Here is a 19,221-nt window from a genome sequence, read left to right on the forward strand (position 1 = left end):
CGCCAGGCCCTGAGCGGGTGCGCACTGATGTTCTTCGGGCACACCCGCAGCGTGCCCGTGCAGCGGCTCCTCGAACTGGGCTTTCTCGGCGAGGCGCATCCCCTGAGCCCTCGGCATCCCCGGGTGATCCCTACTGAATTCCAGCTCAGTCCCGACCGCCAGGAGCGGACCAACCGGATCCCCTCCGCCGCCTGGCAGGTGGCCAGGGCCGCCCTCGCTGACGGACCCGTCCTCGTCCAGGTCGCGAGCCCCGGGTACGCGCCGACCCTCGCCTGCCAGACCTGCAAGAAGTCGGCCCGCTGCACGCACTGCCAGGGACCGCTCGCCCTCGCGAGCGCGAACGCCGTGCCGTCCTGCCGTTGGTGCGGCAAGCTTGCGGCAGGCTGGAGTTGCCTGCACTGTGAGGGCAGGTCCCTGCGGGTGGTGTCGCTCGGAACCGGGCGCACCGCCGAGGAACTGGGCCGCGCCTTTCCCGGCGCGCTGGTCCTCGTCGCCGACGGGGAGCATCCGCTGCAGCAGATCGGGGCCGCCCCTGCCCTCGTCGTCGCGACGCGCGGTGCCGAGCCGATCCCCGAAGGCGGCTACCGGGCGATCCTCCTGCTCGACGGTGAGAAGATGCTCGCCCGCGAGTCCCTCGGCGTCGCAGAGGACTGCCTGCGCTGGTGGAGCAACGCAGCAGCCCTCGCCGCCCCCGGCGCGTCCGTCATGCTCGCCGGCGTCGGAGGGGCACTCGCGACGGCGCTCAACGCGTGGCAGCCCGGTGCCTTCGCAGCGGCAGAACTCGCTGACCGCAGGCAGCTGCGCTTCCCGCCCGCCGTGCGCGTCGCCTCTGTGACGGGGACCGCCGCCGATGTCGCAGCGGCGGTCGAGGATCTCACGGACGTTCCCGGCCTCGATGTGCTCGGTCCTGTCACAACCGTCGACCCCCTCGTCCGGGCCGTCGTGCGGTTCAACTACGTCGACGGCGACGACGTCGCCAGGCTCGTGAAGGCGGCGATTGTGCGCAATGCAGCGCGCCGCCGCCGGGCCAAAGGCGCCGCCTTCCGCCCGGCACCTACACTCAAAGTACGATTCGACGACCCGGAGCTGCTCTAAATGAAACTCGTATTCGCGGGCACGCCCCAGGTGGCGGTGCCCAGTCTCCAGGCCCTTGCCGACTCGCCGCACTCCATCGCGGCGGTCATCACCCGGGCGGATGCCCCCTCGGCCGGAAGCGTGTGCTCACCCCGTCACCCCTCGCGCAGGCCGCTGCCGGGCTCGGACTTCCGCTGCTCAAGACCAATCGCCTCGACGCTGCGGCGACGGAACGAATCGAAGCCATCGAACCCGACCTCGGCGTCATCGTCGCATACGGCGGGCTCGTGCGGGAACCCCTGCTCTCCGTTCCCCGCCTCGGCTGGATCAACCTGCACTTCTCCCTGCTGCCACGCTGGCGCGGGGCAGCGCCCGTGCAGCGCGCCATCATGGCCGGAGACGAACGGACGGGAGCCGCGGTCTTCCAGCTCGTCGCCGAGCTCGACGCCGGCGCCGTGTTCGCGAGCTTCTCCGAACCGATCTCCCGGCACGCGACCGCCGGCGGGCTCCTCGACTCCCTGAGTCACAGCGGTGCCGTGCTGCTCAGGAACGTCGTCGACCAGCTCGAGGCCGGCACGATCGAGGCGGTGCCCCAGGTGGGCGAGCCCACCACGGCCGCCAAACTCGGCCTCGCCGACGCCAGGATCGACTGGGCCGCATCCGCTGCGGTCGTCTACAACCGGGTGCGCGGCGTGACGCCGGAACCCGGAGCCTTCACCATGCTCGGCGAAGCGCGCCTCAAGGTCCTCGACCTCGCGCCGACCCACGGCGCCCAGCCGCTTCCGGCGGGCGTGATTCGCGAATTCGACAAGAAAGTGCTGGTTGGAACCGGGACGGAGCCGCTAGAGCTCGTCACGGTGCAACCGGCTGGAAAGACACAGATGAAGGCAATCGACTGGTGGCGCGGCATGGCGGCGACGGACGTGGTCGCCTCATGAGCGTCCAACAGCACCAGGGCTTCGTCCAGCCCGCCCGCCGCGTCGCCTACGACGTCATCGCGGCCGTCCGTGAGTCGGACGCCTACGCGAACCTGTTGCTGCCGACCCGTATCCAGCGGGCCGCCCTCAGCACGGCGGATGCCGCCCTCGCCACCGAACTGACCTACGGCACCCTGCGCATGCAGGGCTACTACGATCTCGTGATCGCGGAAGCGGCCGGCCGGCCGGTCTCCGCGATCGACCCGGCCATTCTCGACGTACTGCGCCTCGGCGCCCACCAGCTGCTCGCGACGCGCGTCGCGACCCACGCCGCCGTCAACGAATCCGTCGAACTGGCCCGCCAGGTCGGCTCCCGTGCAGCGACGGGCTTCACCAACGGCGTGCTTCGCACCATCTCCCGCTCGACCCCGGAGGAGTGGCGCGAACGGGTCCTCGCCGGAGCAGGCTCCGCGGACGACCGGCTCGCCGCCGAACACTCGCACCCGGTGTGGGTCGTGCGCGCATTCAGGCAGTCGCTGCGCCTCGAAGGCCGTGAGGACGAACTCGAAGACCTGCTTATCGCCGATAACGCCGCCCCCCGGGTCAACATGGTCGCGCTGCCTGGCATCACGACAGCAGAGGAGACCGCCGGCCTCGGCCGACCCAACGAGTACTCCCCGGTCGGGTTCATGCTCGCGGGCGGAGACCCCGTTCACCTCGTCACCGACCACGACGGCCGCATCCGGGTGCAGGACGAGGGTTCGCAGCTCGCAGCACTCACCCTGAGCCGGGCCCGCCCCATCACGCCGGGAGAACGCTGGCTTGACCTCTGCGCCGGACCCGGCGGCAAGGCGGCCCTGCTCGCCGCAGAAGCGCGCGCGGGTGGCGCCGAACTCGTTGCAAACGAGCTCGTTCCGGCGAGGGCCACGCTCGTGCGCCGCGCCCTCTCCGCGGTCCCGGGCACCGTTCCGGTCTGGGAACTCGACGGGACCCGCATCGCCGTCAACCACTCCGAGGAATTCGACCGCATCCTGCTCGACGCACCGTGCACGGGTCTCGGCGCACTGCGTCGCCGGCCGGAGGCGCGCTGGCGCAAGCTTCCGCGCGACGTCGCCGAACTCTCCGACCTGCAGTCCGGCCTCATCGACGCGGCGCTCGGCGCACTGAAGCCCGGCGGCCTCCTTGCATACGTCACGTGCTCACCGCACATCGCGGAGAGCCGCGGCATTGTCGCCACGGCGCTGAAGAAGTGGGGAGACCGGGTGCGGGCCGTCGACACGGCCGCGGTCGTCCAGGGATTCAGCGGCACCCCGCTCGACCTGCCGGGCGACGGAACGAGCGTGCAGCTGTGGCCGCACCGCCACGGAACCGACGCGATGTTCATCACCCTGCTCGAGCGCACCGCTTAGCAATACTCGTGAGGTGTCGCATATCGACGTTCGCCGGGCGAATGAAGGTCGATGTGCGACACCTCACGGAGTGGGGTGGCATGCCTGCGGCGATAGGGTGAAGGCATGCCGATCAGGATCAGCCCCAGCATTCTCGCCGCAGACTTCGCGAACCTGGAACGCGACCTCGGTCGCATCCGCACCGCCGACCTCGTGCACGTCGACGTGATGGACAACCATTTCGTGCCGAACCTCACCTTCGGGCTCCCCGTCGCCGAGCGCATCATGCAGGTCTCTGCGCTGCCCGTCGACGCGCACCTCATGATCGAGGATCCGGAACGGTGGGCACCGAAATTCGCCGAGGCCGGAGCGTTCTCCGTGACCTTCCACGGTGAGGCGACGACCAACCCGGTCGCGCTTGCGCGCAAGCTCCGGGCAGCAGGCGCCCGCGCGGGCATCGCCCTGAAGCCGGGCACCGCCATCGAGCCGTACCTCGAGTTCCTCGCCGAATTCGACCAGGTCCTCGTGATGACCGTCGAGCCCGGTTTCGGCGGCCAGAGCTTCCTGCCGTCGACCATGCGCAAGCTCCGCACGGTGGCGGATGCCGTCAGGGCCAGTGGCAGGGACATCTGGCTGCAGGTCGACGGCGGCATCACGGAGGAGACCATCGTCGTGGCCGCAGAGGCGGGCGCGGATACCTTCGTCGCCGGCTCGAGCGTGTTCGGTTTCCCGGATCCCGAGGCCCGGATCGCTCTCCTGAGGACTGCTGCGACCGCGCACTCGCACGCGCACTAGTAACCTAGGGGAGTGAAAACATTCGACAACCTCTTCGCTGAACTGGGCGAAAAAGCACTCAACCGGCCGGAAGGCTCCGGAACCGTCCGTGAACTCGACGCGGGAGTGCATGCCATCGGCAAGAAGATCGTCGAAGAAGCTGCCGAAGTCTGGATGGCAGCGGAGTTCCAGAGCGACGAGGAAACCGCCGCAGAGATGAGCCAGCTGCTCTACCACGTGCAGGTCATGATGCTGGCGAAGGGGCTCACCCTCGCCGACGTCTACAAGCACCTCTGAACCGGCCGCCGCAGCGGCCGGCGCCGCCATCCCTACCCCGAGAACTGACCTGCTGAGAGTGTTGAGATGCTGAGAATTGCCGTGCCCAACAAGGGCTCCCTGTCCGAAACCGCGGCGCAGATGCTGCACGAGGCCGGGTACACCGGGCGTCGCGACCCGCGCGACCTCGTCGTGTCCGACCCGCGCAACGGCGTCGAGTTCTTCTACCTGCGTCCGCGGGACATCGCCACCTACGTCGGCAGCGGGGCGCTCGACGTCGGAATCACCGGCCGGGACCTTCTGCTTGATTCCGGCTCCCCGGCACGGGAGATCGCGAGCCTCGACTTCGGCGACTCGACCTTCCGCTTCGCGGGCCCCGCCGGACGCTTCGGCGAGCTGAGCGACCTCGAAGGGCTCCGCGTCGCGACGAGCTACCCCGGTCTCGTCGAAGCCTTCCTGGCCCATCACTCCGTCACGGTCACCCTCGTGACCCTCGACGGCGCCGTCGAGTCCGCCGTCCAGCTGGGTGTCGCGGATGCTGTCGCCGACGTCGTCTCGACCGGAACGACCCTGCGCAAGGCCGGCCTCGAGATCTTCGGCCCGGTCATCCTCGAATCGACGGCGGTCCTGATCACCTCCGAGAACGAGAACGCCGGCATCCACACGCTCCTCCGCCGTCTGCAGGGCGTGCTCGTCGCCCGCCAGTACGTGCTGATGGACTACGACATCCCGCTCGTCAAACTCGACGCGGCCTGCCTGCTCGCCCCCGGAATCGAGTCACCCACGGTGTCGAGCCTGCACGACCCCGACTGGGTCGCCGTGCGCGTGATGGTCCCGCGTCACGACAGCAACCACATCATGGACGCCCTCTACGAGCTCGGCGCCCGGGCCATCCTGATCAGCGCCATCCACAACGCCCGCCTGTAGAACCCGATTGTGGGCAGAATAGCAACGGGCGGAACAACACTGGGCAGCAGAGCCCCGGAGGTGCAATCGTGAGTCTTGCCGTGCGGGTCATCCCGTGCCTCGACGTGGCCAACGGCCGGGTCGTCAAAGGCGTCAACTTCCAGAACCTCAGGGACGCGGGCGACCCGGTCGAACTGGCGCGACGGTACTACGAGCAGGGTGCAGACGAACTCACGTTCCTCGACGTCACCGCGACCGTCGACAACCGGGCGACGACGTACGACGTCGTGCGCGCCACAGCGGAGCAGGTCTTCATCCCGCTCACCGTCGGCGGCGGGATCCGGGGAGTCGAAGACGTCTCGCGGCTGCAGGCGAGCGGCGCTGACAAGGTCGGCGTCAATAGCGCCGCAATCCTCCGCCCTGCCCTGATCGGCGAGATCGCCGACCGCTTCGGTTCACAGGTGCTCGTGCTGTCCCTCGACGTGAAGCGCAGCGACCGCACGGAATCCGGGTTCGTCGTGACGACCCACGGCGGCCGCACGGAGACCGACCTCGACGCCCTCGCCTGGGCCAGGCTCGCGATCGAACTCGGAGCGGGGGAGCTGCTCGTCAACTCCATCGACGCGGACGGGACCAAGAATGGCTTCGACCTCGAGCTGATCGGCCTCATGCGCGAAATCAGCAGCGTACCCGTGATCGCCTCCGGCGGCGCTGGACGGGTCGAAGATTTTCCGCCCGCGATCCGGGCAGGCGCAGACGCCGTCCTCGCGGCATCCGTCTTTCACAACGGCGAACTCAGTATCGGAGACGTCAAACACGAACTCGCCAGGGAAGGACTCGTGGTGCGCTGATGACACCCCTGCAGACCATCGAGGATGCCCTCGGGTGCGCCGTCTTCAATGCGGACGGCCTCCTGCCCGCCGTGATCCAGCAGTGGGACACCCGCGAGGTGCTCATGCTGGGCTGGATGAACGAGGAAGCCCTCCGGCGGACCTTCTCAGAGGGCCGCGTGACATTCTGGTCACGTTCGCGCCAGGAATACTGGCGCAAGGGCGACACGTCCGGGCACGCTCAGTACGTGCGCGGCGCAGCGTTCGACTGCGACGCAGACACCCTGCTCGTCCAGGTCGACCAGGTCGGCGGGGCCTGCCACACCGGAACCCACACGTGCTTCGACGGGCGGGACATCGACGTCGCCCACGGCGCCAGGCCCGATGCGACAGACCCCGATGCGACAGACCCCGATGCGACAGACCCCGACGCGACAGACGGAGAACACGCATGACGACGGATTCCCAGACGAGTACGGCCGGCACGACGACGGCCGCGCAGTTCGACGCGCTGGTAGCAGGGCACCGCGTCATCCCCGTGATCCGCGAACTCTTCGCGGACGGGGAGACCCCGTCGGCATCTACCGCAAACTCGCGGCCGGTCAACCGGGCAGCTTCCTGCTCGAGTCGGCGGAACAGGGCGGCATCTGGTCGCGGTTCTCCTTTGTCGGGGTGTCGTCGTTCGGCGTCCTGACCCAGCAGGGTTCGGAAACCCGGTGGATCCCCTACGGCGTCGACGCCGCACGCGTCCTCGGCCCGGCAGCGGCCCAGCCGCCGCTCGAGGCCCTCGCCACCCTGTACGCCCGCTGGCAGACGCCGCGGCTTCCCGGGCACCCGCCGTTGACCGGCGGTCTCGTCGGGTTCATCGGCTGGGAGGCCGTTCGTCAGCTGGAACGCCTGCCCAACCAGCCCACCGCAGACTATGACGTACCAGGCCAGGCCTTCAGTTTCGTGGCAGACCTCGTCGCGATCGACCACAAGTTCGGCACGGTCCAGCTGATCGCCAACGTCCTGAACGACGGGATCGACGCCGCGGACACGCTCTGGGCGACCGCCCAGGCCAGGCTCGATTCGATGCAGGCCAGGCTCGCCGTGCCTGCGGAGGCCTGGCTCGCCGAGGTCGACATGTCGGCCCCCGCGACGATGCGCGCCCGCACCACCCGCGACGACTTCCTGGCCTCCGTCGACACCGCCAAGCGGCACATCGTCGACGGGGACATCTTCCAGGTCGTCATCTCCCAGCGTTTCGACCAGGAGTGCACGGCCGACCCGATCGATGTCTACCGGGTGCTCCGCAGCCTCAACCCGAGCCCGTACATGTACCTGCTCGGCCTCGAGTCCGCGACAGGGGAACCGTACTGGATCGTCGGATCGTCCCCTGAGGCCCTCGTCAAGGTCCAGAACGGGCGCGTGTTCACCCACCCGATCGCCGGATCCAAGCCGCGCGGTACCACCCCGGAGCAGGACGCCGACTTCGAGACCGAGCTCGCCGGTGACCCCAAGGAAGGTGCGGAACACCTGATGCTCGTCGACCTCGCCAGGAACGACCTGCTCAAGGTCTGCGCACCCGGCTCCGTCGAGGTCACCGAGTTCAAACGCATCGAGCGATTCAGCCACATCATGCACCTCGTCTCGTCCGTCGAGGGCAACCTGCTGCAGGGGAAGACGGCCATCGACGTGTTCCGGGCGACCTTCCCGGCCGGAACCCTGTCCGGGGCGCCGAAGCCGCGGGCGCTCGAAATCATCGACGATCTCGAGCCCACCCAGCGCGGTGTCTACGGGGGAGTGGTCGGCTACTTCGGGTTCGCCGGGGACGCGGACCTGGCCATCGCCATCCGCACCGCCACGATCAGCAACGGTGTGGCCAGGGTGCAGGCCGGGGAGGCCTCGTCGCAGACTCCGATCCCGCGAGCGAGTTCCAGGAATCGGTCAACAAGGCCGCGGCACCGCTGCGCGCCGTCGCGATCGCCAACGCCATGAAGCGGGTGCACTAGGTGAAGCGAACCGGTCGCACCCTCAAGCTCCGGCTGGTGCTCCTCGTCATCGCCGCGAGCGGACTCGCGCTCCTCGCCTGGAGCCAGGTCTGGATCGACGTGCGCGTCGTGCAGGGGTCATCGACCGTCGACCTGCCGATCAGCGGTTCGACCGCAGCGGGCGCGCTGAGCGCCCTCGCCCTCGCCGGGCTCGCCCTCGCCGGCGCACTCACGATCGCGGGCCCCGTGATCCGGGTCGTACTCGGCGCCCTCGAGGTGCTTCTCGGCTTCTCGGTCTCCCTCGGTGCCGGCCTCGCCATCGGCAACCCCGCCGCAGCGAGCGCGGCCGCGATCACCAAAGCGACGGGCATCGCGGGTAACGCCTCGATCCAGGACGGCGTCACTGCGGCCGCCCTCACACCCTGGGCCTTCGCCGGCTTCGCGGCCGGTGTCATCATGGCCGCGGCCGGTGTCGGCATCCTCGTCACGAATCGCCGCTGGCCCGGCGCGACGAGTCGATACCAGGCCGTGCGCTTCGAGCCCGCGGACGGTGCACCCGGCGGCCAGCCGGCTGCTTCCGCCGGTGAAGACGCGCGAGAGGATGCCGTCATCACCTGGGACGGGCTCACCCGCGGCGATGATCCCACCGAAACGGCCGGTGACCGGTGATCGGCGCCGCCGCTAGACTTGAGCCGCACCAGGACCCACAATCCACGCGTCCGCAGATGACGCCCATGCGTACGCAGTTGACGCCCAGAAGGAGAACCATGAGCTTCGAGTCGGTAGACCCAGGCGAAGGCCACTCGATCGCGGCCTGGACGGCTGTCGTCGTCATGCTCGTCGCGATCACGATCGGCACCGTCGCCTTCTTCCTCGATGTGCCGTGGCTGGTGTGGGCCTCTGTCGTCCTCCTCGTCCTCGGCCCGATCGCCGGGTTCGTACTGAGCCGGCTGGGCTACGGCGTCGCCGACGCAGCGCCGCACGAAAGTCATTAGCCGAGTGCTGTCCGAACTCCTCGCCGGGGCACTGTCAGACGCCGCTGAACGGCGCCTCACCCGTCCGTTCGCCGCCGTCGAATCGGCGGCCGTCGATCGCGCCCCCGCTATCGACGCACTACACGCCCTCGCACCGGCCGACAGGGTCAAGATCATCGCGGAAGTGAAGCGGGCAAGTCCTTCCCGGGGCACCCTCGCCGAGATCTCGGACCCTGCCGCCCTCGCCGTCTCCTATGAGTTCGGCGGGGCGAGCGCCATCAGCGTGCTCACAGAGGGACGCCGTTTCCTCGGGTCCCTCGCCGACCTCGAACAGGTGCGATCCGCCGTGTCCATCCCTGTCCTCCGCAAGGACTTCATCGGCGAGCCGTACCAGGTCCTCGAGGCCAGGGCCGCGGGCGCAGACCTCGTGCTCCTCATCGTCGCGGCACTCGACCAGGCCACCCTCGGGTCCCTCCAGGCCCTCGTCCGCGAACTCGGCATGACGGCCCTCGTCGAGACCCATAGTGCCGAAGAAGTCGACCGTGCGCTGGATATCGGTGCAAGCCTCGTCGGGGTCAACGCCCGCGACCTGTCGACGTTCCAGCTCGACCAGGAGCTCTTCGGCCGCCTCGCAGACCGGATCCCCTCCGGTGTCATCCGCGTCGCCGAATCAGCGGTCAAGACGGCCGCGGACGTCGCCCACTATCGTGCCGCCGGCGCCGACGTCGTCCTCGTCGGCGAAGCGCTCGTCACGAACGATCCCATCCTCACCCTTACCGAATTTCTGGCGGTCTAAATGTCCACGTCCCTTCGAACCGAAACAGGCCCGTACTTCGGCGACTTCGGAGGCCGGTTCGTCCCGGAGTCGCTCGTCGCAGCCCTCGACGAGCTCACGAACGAATATGCGCTGGCCAAGGTCGACCCGGCCTTCGCCGCTGAGCTGATGGAACTGCACAGGAGCTACACCGGCCGACCGTCGATCATCACGGAGGTGCCGCGGTTCGCCGCGCACGCCGGCGGCGCCCGGGTGATCCTCAAGCGCGAAGACCTCAACCACACCGGGTCACACAAGATCAACAACGCCCTCGGCCAGGCGCTTCTCACCAAGCGAATCGGCAAGACCCGGGTCATCGCCGAGACCGGCGCCGGCCAGCACGGCGTCGCGACCGCGACCGTCGCCGCGCTGTTCGGGCTCGAGTGCGTCGTCTACATGGGCGAGGTCGACACCGAACGGCAGGCCCTCAACGTCGCACGGATGCGCCTCCTCGGTGCAGAGGTCGTCTCCGTCCGCACCGGGTCGCGCACCCTGAAGGACGCGATCAACGACGCCATGCGCGACTGGGTCACGAACGTCGAGACGACCAACTACATTTTCGGCACCGTCGCAGGTCCGCACCCCTTCCCCGCGATGGTGCGCGACTTCCAGAAGATCATCGGAGAAGAGGCCCGCGCCCAGGTGCTCGAACTCACCGGGCGCCTCCCCGACGCCGTCACGGCGTGCGTCGGCGGCGGTTCCAACGCCATCGGAATCTTCGACGCCTTCCTGGACGATCCTGCTGTCGCCCTCTACGGGTACGAGGCAGGCGGAGAGGGCATCGAGACCCCGCGCCATGCCGCGACCCTGACCAAGGGACGCCCGGGGATCCTGCACGGGGCGCGCAGCCTCATGCTGCAGGACGAGGACGGCCAGACCGTCGAGTCGCACTCCATCTCGGCCGGACTCGACTACCCGGGGGTCGGACCAGAGCACTCCTGGCTCTCGACCATCGGACGGGCGACGTACCTGCCCGTCACCGACGCCGCGGCGATGGACGCGTTCCGCCTCCTCAGCCGCACGGAGGGCATCATCCCGGCGATCGAGTCGGCCCATGCCCTCGCCGGAACCCTCGAGCTCGGCAAACGGCTCGGACCGGAGGCGACCATCCTGGTCAGCCTCAGCGGTCGCGGGGACAAGGACATGGAAACGGCGGGCCGATACTTCGACCTGCTCGACGAGGGTGCACAGCAGCTATGACCGCAACGACGAAGACCAGCACACCGATGACGCCCAACCGCACCAGCAGGGTCGAAGCCACGATCGCCCGGCGCAAGGCAGAGGGCGGCGGTGCCCTGATCGGCTACCTTCCCGTCGGTTTCCCCACCCTCGCTGAGAGCATCGAGGCCGCCGTCGCCCTCGCGGAGAACGGCGTCGACATCATCGAGCTCGGGTTGCCGTACTCCGACCCCGTGATGGACGGCCCCGTGATCCAGGCGGCCACCCAGCAGGCCCTCGCCAACGGTTTCCGGCTCCGCCACGGAATCGAAGCTGTCGCGGCGATCACCGCACGCGTCGACGCTCCGGTCCTCATGATGACCTACTGGAACCCGATCCTGCAGTACGGGGTCGACCGCTTCGCCGACGACCTGCTCGCCGCGGGCGGCGCAGGCCTGATCACCCCAGACCTCATCCCCGACGACGCAGCAGACTGGTTCGCGGCGAGCGACCGCACCGGCCTCGACCGGGTCTTCCTCGCCGCGCCCTCGTCGTCAGACGAACGGCTCGCCCACGCGGTCGAGGTCAGCCGTGGTTTCGTGTACGCCGTCTCCACCATGGGCATCACCGGGGCGCGTTCCGACGTCGACTCCGCAGCCCGCGTCCTGGTCGACCGGCTGCGCCTCGCCGGTGCGACGAGCGCGTGCGTGGGCCTCGGGATCTCGACTCCGGAGCAGGTGCGCGAGATCCTCGGCTACGCGGACGGCGCCATCGTCGGTTCCGCGCTGGTCAAGGCGCTGTCCGACGGGGAGTCCCGGCCCTCGGGGCCCTCGCCGCCCGGCTTGCAGCCGGGGCGACCGGGATCCGCGCCGCCGTTTAGGGTAAGTTGACCGAGGCGAGCTCCCACGCTTCCCCGCTACGAAAGGTAATACCCAGGTGTCTTTTCTGCTGAGCATTCCGAGCCCAGGCCCCGAGTGGAGCTACTTCGACCTCGGCATGTTCCGGGTCCACGCCTACGCGTTGTGCATCCTGGCCGGCATCATCGCGGCAACGGTCATGACGAGCAGGCGCCTCAGTAATCGCGGCGCCGAGCCGGGCGTCGTGCTCGACATCATCCTCTGGGCCGTCCCGCTCGGCATCGTCGGCGCCCGGGCGTACCACGTGCTCACCCACCCTCCGACTACTTCTTCGCCGGTGCGAACCCCTGGGAAGTCTTCGCGATCTGGAACGGCGGAAACGCCATCTTCGGAGCGCTCATCGGCGGGGCCGTCGGCGCATACATCGGCTGCCGGATCTCCGGCGTGAAATTCTGGTCCTTCGCGGATGCCCTCGCCCCCGGAATGCTCATCGCGCAGGCGATGGGACGCCTCGGCAACTGGTTCAACACCGAACTGTTCGGCCTGCCGACGACCCTGCCCTGGGGCCTCGAGGTGCCGTCGACCAACCCGGCCTTCCCCGTCGGGCTCCCGGCCGGCACCCTGTTCCACCCGACCTTCCTCTACGAGATGATCTGGAACACGATCGGCGTGATCGTCATCCTCCTCATCGAACGCCGGATCACGCTCCGCTGGGGCCGCGCCTTCGGTGTGTACCTGGTCTGGTACGGCCTCGGCCGCACGTTCTTCGAATCGATCCGCATCGACCCGAGCGAGATCTTCTTCGGAATCCGCACCAACGTCTGGGCAGCGATCATCGCCGTGGTCCTCGGCATCATCCTCATCGTGGTGCAGGGCCGCAGGCACCCCGGACTCGAAGTCAGCGTCTATCGCCCAGGTCGGGAATGGAAGCGCCCCGTCCCTGAGGTAGAATCTGAAGAGTTTGATACGGATTTCGAGGACCACGGTGATGAGGCCGTCGAACCCGCCGCATCGGGCGACGTTGCAGCCACAAGCACCAGCAACCCGCGCCTCCAGGCCTGAGACCGTACACCCGGCTCCCGCCTCCCTCCCGGTACGACGGGTCGGCGCGCAACTGTACGCAGATGATCTCCACCCCCGCGGGCCAGCGTCGTCCCCACTTGCCAGCTATCTCTGAGGACGGTCCCATGCCGCAGTCACCCCTCTTTTCCCGCTTCAGCACCGTTCCCCAGCCCCAGGGGCTGTACAACCCTGCCGACGAGCGGGACGCCTGCGGGCTCGCCATGGTCGCGACACTCCGCGGAACCGCCGGGCACGACATCATCACGATCGCACTCGACGCCCTCCGGAACCTCGAACACCGCGGCGCGGTCGGGTCAGACGCCGGAACCGGCGACGGCGCAGGCATCATCACCCAGATCCCGCACGACTTCCTGAGCCAGGTCGTCGAATTCGAGCTCCCCGCCGCCGGGCGGTACGCCGTCGGCAACGTGTTCCTCCCGACAGACCCGACCGAACGCAGCGCCGTCAAGCGCCAGATCGGCCGGATCGCCCAGGAGGAGTGCCTCGAGATCCTCGGCTGGCGCGAAGTCCCCGTGCGCCCCGACGAGGTCGGAAACCTGGCCAGGGCGGCCATGCCCGCGATCCAGCAGCTCTTCGTCCAGAGTTCGCGCACGGAGGACGACGGTGAACGCGTCGCGGACATCGCGCTCGACCGCCAGACCGTCCGGCTGCGGAAGCGCGCGGAGCGGGAACTCGAGACGTACTTCGCGTCGCTCTCCTGCCGCACCCTGGTCTACAAGGGCATGGTCACGACCCTCCAGCTCGAACCCTTCTACCCGGACCTCTCCGACCCGCGCTTCGTCTCGAAGCTCGCCCTCGTGCACTCCCGGTACTCGACCAACACCTTCCCGTCGTGGCCGCTCGCGCAGCCGTTCCGGATGATCGCGCACAACGGTGAGATCAACACCGTGCAGGGCAACCGCAACTGGATGCGCGCGCGCCAGTCCCAGCTCGAATCCTCCCTGCTCGGAGACCTCGCCCCGCTGCTGCCGATCGTCACCCCCGGCGGCAGCGACTCCGCGTCCTTCGACGAGGTCGTCGAGCTCCTGAGCCTCTCCGGCCGCTCCCTGCCGCACGCCGTCATGATGATGGTCCCTGAGGCCTGGGAGAACCAGACCGCGCTCGACGAGGAACGACGCGCGTTCTACGAGTACCACTCGATGCTGATGGAGCCGTGGGACGGTCCCGCGGCGATCGTCTTCACCGACGGTTCCCTCGTCGGCGCCACGCTCGACCGCAACGGGCTCCGCCCCGGCCGGTACCTGATCACCGACGACGGCCTCGTCGTGCTCGCGAGCGAGATCGGCGTGCTCGACATCGACCCCGCCCGCGTGGTCCGCAAGGGCCGGCTCCGCCCCGGCAAGATGTTCCTCGTCGACACCGTCGCGGGCCGGCTGATCGAGGACGACGAGATCAAGGCAGAACTCGCCGCGATGGAACCGTGGGGGGACTGGCTCGACGCCGGCCGGATCAACCTCAAGGACCTCCCTGAGCGCGAGCACATCGTGCACCCGCCGGCATCCGTCGTGCGCCGCCAGCGCACCTTCGGCTACACCGAAGAAGAAGTGCGCATCCTGCTCGCCCCGATGGCCCGCACCGGCGGGGAACCCCTCGGCGCCATGGGCAGCGACACGCCGATCGCCGTTCTGAGCGACCGGCCCCGGCTCATCTTCGACTACTTCACCCAGCAGTTCGCCCAGGTGACAAACCCGCCCCTCGACTCGATCCGCGAAGAGGTCGTGACCTCCCTCAAGCTCGGACTCGGGCCGGAGCGGAACCTCCTGTCCGTCGGACCGGAGCATGCGCGCCAGGTGGTCCTGGACTTCCCGGTCATCGACAACGACGAACTCGCCAAGATCCAGCACATCGACCCCGCCCCCGGCAGCCGGACGACCTCGACCATCCGGGGCCTGTACCGTTTCGACGATGGCCCGGACGCCCTGGCCAACCGCATCGACGCGATGTGCCTCGAAGTCGACGACGCCATCGAGGCCGGAGCCCGTTTCATCGTGCTCTCCGACCGCGATTCCAACAAGGATCTCGCGCCGATCCCGTCGCTCCTGATGATCGCCGCCGTGCACCACCACCTGATCCGCACGGAGAACCGGATGAAGGTCGGCATCGTCGTCGAGGCCGGTGACGTGCGCGAGGTGCACCACGTCGCGCTCCTGATCGGCTACGGCGCCTCAGCGGTCAACCCGTACCTCGCGATGGAAACCTGCGAGGACCTGGTCCGGAGCGGGTACATCACGAACGTCTCACCCGAGAAGGCTGTGCGCAACGTCATCAAAGCCCTGGGCAAGGGCGTGCTCAAGATCATGTCCAAGATGGGCATCTCGACGGTGTCGTCCTATGCGGGAGCCCAGACCTTCGAGGCCGTCGGCCTGAGCCAGGACTTTGTCGCCCAGTACTTCACCGGGACGACGAGCAAGCTCGGCGGCATCGGCATCGATGTCATCGCCGCGGAAAACGAAGCACGCCACGCCTCGGCCTACCCGGAAGATGCAGCGGTCACGGCGCACGAAAGACTCAGCACCGGCGGCGAGTACCAGTGGCGCCGCGACGGCTCCCCGCACCTGTTCAACCCGGAGACGATCTTCCGGCTCCAGCACGCGACCAGGACCGGCCGTTACGACATCTTCCGCGAGTACACCAAACTCGTCGACGACCAGGCCGAGAGCCTCATGACGCTCCGCGGCATGTTCACCTTCGACACGCACAAGCGGCACCCCGTGCCTCTCGACGAGGTCGAATCGGTCGCGTCGATCGTCGCGCGCTTCGCGACCGGTGCGATGAGCTACGGCTCGATCTCCCCGGAGGCCCACGAAACCCTTGCGATCGCCATGAACCGGATCGGCGGCAAGTCGAACACCGGGGAGGGCGGCGAGGACCTCGACCGGCTGATCGACCCGCAGCGCCGCAGCGCCGTCAAGCAGGTCGCCTCCGGGCGGTTCGGCGTGACGAGCATGTACCTGTCGCACGCCGACGACATCCAGATCAAACTCGCCCAGGGAGCCAAGCCCGGTGAGGGCGGCCAGCTGCCGCCGACCAAGGTGTATCCCTGGATCGCGCGCACCCGGCACGCCACGGCGGGCGTCGGTCTGATCTCGCCGCCGCCGCACCACGACATCTACTCGATCGAAGACCTCAAGCAGCTCATCTTCGACCTCAAACGGGCGAACCCGGATGCTCGCATCCACACGAAGCTCGTCAGCCAGTCCGGCATCGGCGCTGTCGCTGCCGGCGTCGCCAAGGCGTTGTCGGACGTGATCCTGGTCTCCGGCCATGACGGCGGCACCGGGGCGAGCCCGCTCAACTCGCTCAAGCACGCGGGGACGCCCTGGGAACTCGGACTAGCGGAAACCCAGCAGACCCTGATGCTCAATGGCCTGCGTGACCGCGTCGTCCTGCAGGTCGACGGCCAGCTCAAGACCGGCAGGGATGTCATCATCGGCGCGCTGCTCGGAGCGGAGGAGTTCGGCTTCGCGACCGCGCCCCTGATCGTCGAGGGCTGCGTCATGATGCGGGTCTGTCACCTCGACACCTGCCCTGTCGGCGTCGCCACCCAGAACCCCGAGCTGCGGAAGCGCTTCACGGGCAAGGCAGACCATGTCGTGAACTTCTTCGAGTTCATCGCCCAGGAGGTGCGCGAGTATCTCGCGGAGCTCGGCTTCCGCAGCCTCCAGGAGGCCGTCGGCCACCACGAGATCCTCGACGTCGACGGCGCACTCGAACACTGGAAGGCAGCGGGCCTCGACCTCGCGCCGATCCTCGACGGACCTGACTTCCCGGATTCCGAGCCGAGACAGTTCGGTCGACCCCAGGAACACGAACTCGACAAACACTTCGACAACGAGCTCATCAGGCGCGCGGGAAGCGTGCTCGAGCACGGCGGCCGGGTCGAGATCGCCCTGCCGATCCGCAACACCGAACGGGCCGTCGGCACAATGCTCGGCCACGAGGTGACGATCCGGCACGGCGAGAACGGCCTTCCGGCCGGCTCGATCGACGTGACGCTGACCGGTTCGGCGGGACAGTCGTTCGGGGCCTTCCTGCCGGGCGGGATCACCCTCAGGCTGGAAGGCGACTCGAACGACTACGTCGGAAAGGGCCTCTCCGGCGGTCAGATCGTGGTCCGCCCCGACCGTTCGAGCATCTTCTCCGCCGAGGAGAACGTCATTGCCGGCAACGTGATCGGCTACGGCGCCACCCAGGGCAGCATGTTCATCCGCGGCATCGTCGGCGAACGGTTCCTGGTGCGCAACTCCGGAGCGACCGCGGTCGTCGAAGGCGTCGGGGACCACGCCCTCGAATACATGACGGGCGGGCTCGCCCTGATCCTCGGCCAGACCGGCCGCAATCTCGGTGCGGGCATGAGCGGCGGCACCGCATACGTCTACGGACTCCGCACGGAGGACGTCAACAGCCAGGCGCTCGAGTCCGGGGAGCTCACTCTTCTCCCGCTCGGAAGCGCCGACAGGGAGATCGTCAGCGATCTCCTCGAACAACACCGGGACCAGACGGATTCCGTGCTCGCCGCGGCTCTCCTGTCGGATCTCGAAACAACCATGTCCACATTCGTCAAGGTTCTGCCGCGGGACTACGCCGCCGTCCTGGCGACCAGGCAGAACGCCGTCGCCGAGGGTCTCGACCCCGACGGCGACGTCGTCTGGAACCGCATCCTGGAGGTTACCAATGGCTGATCCGAAGGGATTCCTCACGACGAAGGCGCGCGAACTGCCGCCGCGTCGCCCGGTGTCCGTGCGCCTGATGGACTGGAAAGAGGTCTACGAACAAGGAGACGCCGCCGTTCTCAAACGGCAGGCAGGCCGCTGCATGGACTGCGGCGTTCCCTTCTGCCACCAGGGCTGCCCGCTCGGCAACCTGATTCCGGAGTGGAACGATCTCACCTGGCGGGAGGAAGGCAGGCAGGCCATCGAGCGCCTGCACTCCACGAACAACTTCCCTGAGTTCACCGGACGGCTGTGCCCGGCCCCGTGCGAGTCTGCGTGCGTCCTCGCGATCAGCCAGCCTGCCGTGACGATCAAGCAGGTCGAGGTCTCGATCATCGACCAGGCCTTCTCCAACGGCTGGGTGCAGCCGCAGCCGCCGGGGCGCCTGACCGGCAAGACGGTCGCCGTCGTCGGATCGGGGCCCGCCGGTCTCGCCGCGGCCCAGCAGCTCACCCGTGCAGGTCACACGGTCGCCGTGTTCGAACGCGACGACAGGATCGGCGGCCTGCTCCGCTACGGCATCCCCGACTTCAAGATGGAGAAGAAGCACCTCGACCTCCGCCTTGCGCAGATGACGGCGGAGGGAACCCGGTTCCGCGCCGGCGTGAACATCGGCGTCGACATCACCTGGGACGACCTCAGAGCCAGGTACGACGCCGTGGTCGTCGCGACCGGTGCGCTCGTACCCCGCGACCTGCCCGTCCCCGGCCGCGACCTCCCCGGCGTGCACTTCGCGATGGAATACCTCGTGCAGCAGAACCGCACGGGCGCTGGGGACACGGTCGACAGCCAGATCACCGCAGAGGGCAAGCATGTTGTCGTCCTCGGTGGTGGCGACACCGGCGCCGACTGCATCGGCACGGCGCACCGCCAGCTCGCGGCATCCGTCACGAACCTCGCGATCGGCAGGCAGCCCGGCACAGAACGGCCCGAACACCAGCCGTGGCCGATGTCCGCGACCCTGTTCGAGGTCTCGAGCGCCCACGAAGAGGGCGGCACCCGCGAATACCTCGCCTCGACGATCGAGTTCCTCTCCAACGAGGCCGGCGAGGTGCGCGCCATCCGCGTCGCTGAAACCGAGTACCTCGATGGCCGGCGCGTGCCCAAGGCGGGTACGGAACGTGAAATCCCCGCGGACCTCGTACTCCTCGCACTCGGATTCACCGGCCCGGAATCGGCGGAGCTCACCAGCCAGCTGCACGTGCCGCTCGATGGGCGGAGTAATGTCGTTCGAGACGGTAACTACCAAACCAGCCGTGAGGGCGTGTTCGTCGCCGGCGATGCCGGTCGCGGACAGTCCCTCATCGTCTGGGCGATCGCTGAAGGTCGTGCTGCTGCAGCCGCCGTCGATCGATTCCTCGAAGGTGAGACACAACTACCTGCTCCGGTCAAACCGACCGACCATGCCTTCGCCATCTAACGGTCCCTGTGAAGTGAGCGATTAGCCGGAGGACGCCACCAAGCGGCCTCCAGAACCACAGAACA

12 protein-coding genes and 4 pseudogenes are annotated in these 19,221 nt (G+C 68.4%); all 16 read left to right on the forward strand.

Annotation, left to right across the window (positions count from 1 at the left end):
* Positions 1 to 1,095: 1,095 nt before the first annotated feature.
* Positions 1,096 to 2,012 (forward strand): annotated as a pseudogene (gene fmt, locus RGU41_RS05990) (methionyl-tRNA formyltransferase).
* A complete protein-coding gene (locus RGU41_RS05995) occupies positions 2,009 to 3,400 on the forward strand; it encodes an RsmB/NOP family class I SAM-dependent RNA methyltransferase (protein ID WP_322135780.1) in 1,392 nt (463 codons plus the stop codon). Before fmt ends, RGU41_RS05995 begins: the two are co-directional and overlap by 4 nt.
* A 105-nt stretch (positions 3,401 to 3,505) precedes the next feature.
* Positions 3,506 to 4,174, forward strand: a complete 669-nt coding sequence (gene rpe, locus RGU41_RS06000) for a ribulose-phosphate 3-epimerase (RefSeq protein ID WP_134448740.1) — start codon at positions 3,506 to 3,508, stop codon at positions 4,172 to 4,174.
* A 12-nt stretch (positions 4,175 to 4,186) separates the two neighbouring features.
* Entirely contained in the window at positions 4,187 to 4,450 is a 264-nt protein-coding gene (locus tag RGU41_RS06005) for a phosphoribosyl-ATP diphosphatase (RefSeq protein WP_134448739.1), read from the forward strand.
* Positions 4,451 to 4,516: 66 nt separating this feature from the next.
* Positions 4,517 to 5,356, forward strand: a complete 840-nt coding sequence (gene hisG / locus RGU41_RS06010) for an ATP phosphoribosyltransferase (RefSeq protein WP_322135781.1) — start codon at positions 4,517 to 4,519, stop codon at positions 5,354 to 5,356.
* Positions 5,357 to 5,424: 68 nt separating this feature from the next.
* Positions 5,425 to 6,186, forward strand: a complete 762-nt coding sequence (hisF, locus tag RGU41_RS06015) for an imidazole glycerol phosphate synthase subunit HisF (RefSeq protein WP_134448737.1) — start codon at positions 5,425 to 5,427, stop codon at positions 6,184 to 6,186.
* A complete protein-coding gene (gene hisI / locus RGU41_RS06020; RefSeq protein WP_134561151.1) occupies positions 6,186 to 6,620 on the forward strand; it encodes a phosphoribosyl-AMP cyclohydrolase in 435 nt (144 codons plus the stop codon). The genes hisF and hisI overlap by 1 nt, the downstream gene beginning before the upstream one ends.
* Positions 6,617 to 8,159 (forward strand): annotated as a pseudogene (locus RGU41_RS06025) (anthranilate synthase component I). The gene hisI and the pseudogene RGU41_RS06025 overlap by 4 nt, the downstream one beginning before the upstream one ends.
* Complete coding sequence (locus RGU41_RS06030) at positions 8,160 to 8,807, forward strand: Trp biosynthesis-associated membrane protein (protein WP_134448734.1); 648 nt, start codon at positions 8,160 to 8,162, stop codon at positions 8,805 to 8,807.
* Positions 8,808 to 8,905: 98 nt separating this feature from the next.
* Positions 8,906 to 9,133, forward strand: a complete 228-nt coding sequence (locus RGU41_RS06035) for a DUF6704 family protein (RefSeq protein ID WP_134448733.1) — start codon at positions 8,906 to 8,908, stop codon at positions 9,131 to 9,133.
* Positions 9,134 to 9,137: 4 nt separating this feature from the next.
* Complete coding sequence (trpC, locus tag RGU41_RS06040; RefSeq protein WP_322135782.1) at positions 9,138 to 9,908, forward strand: indole-3-glycerol phosphate synthase TrpC; 771 nt, start codon at positions 9,138 to 9,140, stop codon at positions 9,906 to 9,908.
* Positions 9,909 to 11,126, forward strand: a complete 1,218-nt coding sequence (gene trpB, locus RGU41_RS06045) for a tryptophan synthase subunit beta (protein ID WP_134560083.1) — start codon at positions 9,909 to 9,911, stop codon at positions 11,124 to 11,126.
* Between the two features lie 26 nt (positions 11,127 to 11,152).
* Positions 11,153 to 11,964: pseudogene (gene trpA, locus RGU41_RS06050) on the forward strand (tryptophan synthase subunit alpha).
* Positions 11,965 to 12,080: 116 nt separating this feature from the next.
* Positions 12,081 to 13,003, forward strand: a pseudogene (lgt, locus tag RGU41_RS06055) (prolipoprotein diacylglyceryl transferase).
* 125 nt (positions 13,004 to 13,128) lie between these two features.
* Complete coding sequence (gltB, locus tag RGU41_RS06060) at positions 13,129 to 17,706, forward strand: glutamate synthase large subunit (RefSeq protein WP_134448730.1); 4,578 nt, start codon at positions 13,129 to 13,131, stop codon at positions 17,704 to 17,706.
* Positions 17,699 to 19,156, forward strand: a complete 1,458-nt coding sequence (locus tag RGU41_RS06065) for a glutamate synthase subunit beta (RefSeq protein ID WP_134448729.1) — start codon at positions 17,699 to 17,701, stop codon at positions 19,154 to 19,156. Before gltB ends, RGU41_RS06065 begins: the two co-directional genes overlap by 8 nt.
* Positions 19,157 to 19,221 lie beyond the last annotated feature (65 nt).

This window comes from Cryobacterium sp. 10C3 (assembly GCF_034314285.1).
In the GTDB taxonomy this organism is placed as follows: domain Bacteria; phylum Actinomycetota; class Actinomycetes; order Actinomycetales; family Microbacteriaceae; genus Cryobacterium; species Cryobacterium glucosi.